Origin of the sequence: Paratractidigestivibacter sp. (genome assembly GCF_052362415.1) — a bacterium.
In the GTDB taxonomy this organism is placed as follows: Bacteria; Actinomycetota; Coriobacteriia; order Coriobacteriales; family Atopobiaceae; genus Paratractidigestivibacter.
In genome coordinates this window covers 4,893-7,772 of record NZ_DAWEMK010000088.1, presented here as the reverse complement: position 1 = coordinate 7,772, position 2,880 = coordinate 4,893, and the positions used below count along the sequence as shown (strand labels likewise).

General features: G+C 67.2%; 2 protein-coding genes and 1 pseudogene. All 3 read right to left on the bottom strand.

Annotated features, from left to right (window positions below):
* The coding region (locus tag ACT84W_RS08310; protein ID WP_444328865.1) for a TCP-1/cpn60 chaperonin family protein at positions 1 to 422 on the bottom strand (422 nt) is incomplete at its 3' end.
* A 90-nt stretch (positions 423 to 512) separates the two neighbouring features.
* Positions 513 to 793 (bottom strand): annotated as a pseudogene (locus ACT84W_RS08305) (co-chaperone GroES).
* Positions 794 to 1,087: 294 nt separating this feature from the next.
* On the bottom strand, positions 1,088 to 2,880 hold a 1,793-nt coding region (locus ACT84W_RS08300; protein ID WP_444328864.1), incomplete at its 5' end, for an NAD(+) synthase.

Here is a 2,880-nt window from a genome sequence, read left to right as displayed (position 1 = left end):
TCCTTGGTGGAGACCTGCTGCGCGGACTTCTTCATCTCGGCGACGACCGCGTCGACGGCCTTGTCGACGCCGCGGCGGATGGCGATCGGGTTGGCGCCGGCGGCGACGTTGCGCAGGCCCTCGTTCACGATGACCTGGGCGAGCAGGGTCGCGGTGGTGGTGCCGTCACCCACGGTGTCGTTGGTCTTGGTGGCGACCTCCTTGACGAGCTGGGCGCCCATGTTCTCGACGGGGTCCTTGAGCTCGATCTCCTTGGCGACCGAGACGCCGTCGTTGGTGATGGTCGGCGCGCCGTAGCTGCGCTGGAGCGCGACGTAGCGGCCCTTGGGGCCCATGGTGGTGGTGACGGCGTCGGCGAGGGTGTTCACGCCCTTGGCGAGCTTGGCGCGGGCGTCGGTGCCGAAGTAAATGTCCTTAGCCATTGTTAGTCCTTTCCGATGACGAAAAGGGACAGTCCCTTTTTATCATTTCGTAATTGATGTGGTAAGAAGCGCCGGGGCGCTTGCTCGGAGCTAGTCCTCGATGACGGCGTAGATGTCGTCCGCAGGAAGTCCTCGCCGTCGACCTTGACCTCGTTGCCGCCGAACTTGCCGTAGTAGACCTGGTCGCCGACCTTGACGTCGATGGCGATGCGCTCGCCCTTGTCGTTGAGCTTGCCGGCGCCCACGGCGACGACCTCGCCGCGCTGGGGCTTCTCCTGCGCGCCGCTGGAGATGTAGAGGCCGGTAGCGGTCTTCTCCTCCTTGGGGGCGGGCTTGACGAGAACGCGATCGCCGAGAGGCTTCAGAGTCATGGTGTTTCCTCCTTTTGAGTGCGCCCGCGCGCCGCTTCGGGCCGGGCGCTTTGTCCAACGCTGTGAATAATACCCAGAGGGCGGGGGTTATACCACCTGAATTCAAAAAATCTCACAGGCGGCACTTAGATTATGTGACTGCTGGGAAGAAACCCGAGGTTGTGGGGCGCGGGTTGGGCGGTTGCAGCGAGAAAAAACGCCCCGCGGCGGGGCCGCGGAGCGCTTGGTTACCGATGTGGCGGGTTTGACGCGCAGCCGATGGGCCGGCCGCCGCAGGCTGCCGGCCGCCAGCCGCTAGTCGAGCACGTCGAGCTCGGACTGCCAGAGGGCGACGCAGGCGTCGGAGGGCATGCGCAGGTCGCCACGGGGACTGACGGCCGCCGAGCCGACCTTGGGGCCGTCGGGCAGGCAGCTGCGCTTGAACTGCTGGGCGAAGTAGCGGCGGTAGAAGACGCGCAGCCACTTGAGGATGGTCGCGTCGTCGTACTTCTTGCCCAGGGCGTAGCGCGCGAGGCGGTAGACCTTGCGCGGGGAGGTCCCGCGGCGCAGAACCTCGTACAGGAAGAAGTCGTGCAGCTCGTAGGGGCCGACGAGGTCCTCGGTCTTCTGGCTGATCTTTCCGTCGCCGGTGGCGGGCAGCAGCTCGGGCGAGACGGGCGTGTCGAGCACGTCGTAGAGAACCTCGGACTCCTCGGGGTTTCCGCAGGTGTCGGCCACGTAGCGGACGAGGTGGCGAACGAGGGTCTTGGGCACGCTGGCGTTGACGGCGTACATGCTCATGTGGTCGCCGTTGTAGGTGGCCCAGCCGAGCGCGAGCTCACTGAGGTCGCCCGTGCCGATGACCATGCCGCCCTCCTGGTTGGCGATGTCCATGAGGATCTGGGTGCGCTCGCGGGCCTGGGAGTTCTCGTAGGTCACGTCGTGGACGGACTCGTCGTGGCCGATGTCGGAGAAATGCAGGCGCACGGCGTCACCGATGTTGACCTCGCGCAGGTCGGCGCCGAGCGACTCGGTGAGCTTCGTAGCGTTGTCGTGGGTGCGATCGGTCGTGCCGAAGCCCGGCATGGTCACGCTGATGATGCCCGAGCGGTCGATGCCCAGCAAATCGAAGGCGCGCGCGGTCACGAGGAGCGCGAGCGTCGAGTCGAGCCCGCCGGAGATCCCGATGACAGCGTGGGTCGCGTGGGTGTGCTGCAGACGCTTGGCCAGGCCGTGCGCCTGGATGTTGAAAACGTCCTCGCAGCGCTCGGCGCGGCGGGCGGCATCGGAGGGAACGAAGGGCTGGGGGTCGACGTAGCGCGTGAGGCGCGTCTCTTGCTCAGCGAGCGAGAAGCGCGAGACGTGGTAGGCGCGCTGGACGGGGCTCGCGACGACATCAAATGTCGACATGCGGCGGCGCTCGGCGGCGAGCAGGCGCACGTCGAGCTCCGTGACGGCGCGGCCGTCGCCGAAGGGCTTGGCCTCCGCGAGCACGCGGCCGTTCTCGGCTATGAGGTCGTGGCCGGAGAACACGACGTCCTGCGTCGACTCGCCGGCGCCCGCGCTCGCGTAGATATACCCGCAGATCAGGCGGGCGGACTGGCCGGACACGAGGCTGCGGCGGTAGTCGGCCTTTCCGACGACGGCGTTGCTCGCCGAGAGGTTCGCGATGACGGTCGCGCCCGCCTTCGCATGGGCGATCGAGGGCGGCTCGGGGACCCAGAGATCCTCGCAGAGCTCGACGGCGACGGAGAGCTCGGGCACTTCTTCGCAGGTGAAGAGCTGAGAGGTGCCGAAGGGCACGTCGAGGGCGCCCGCGATGTCGATGGGCACGACGTCCGTGGTCCCGCTGACGAAGTGGCGCCCTTCGTAGAACTCGTTGTAGATGGGCAGGTAGCGCTTGGGGACGATGCCGAGGACCGTACCCGAGGCCACGGCGGCCGCGCAGTTGTAGAGCTTGGCGTTCACGCGGACGGGCAGGCCCACGAGCAGCAGCGCGTTGAGGTCGGCGGTCGCCTGCGCGAAGTCCGCGAGGCCCTGCTCGGCGGCGGCGAGGAGGTTGTCTTGCCAAAAAAGGTCCTCGCAGGTGTAGGCGGTAAGGCACAGCT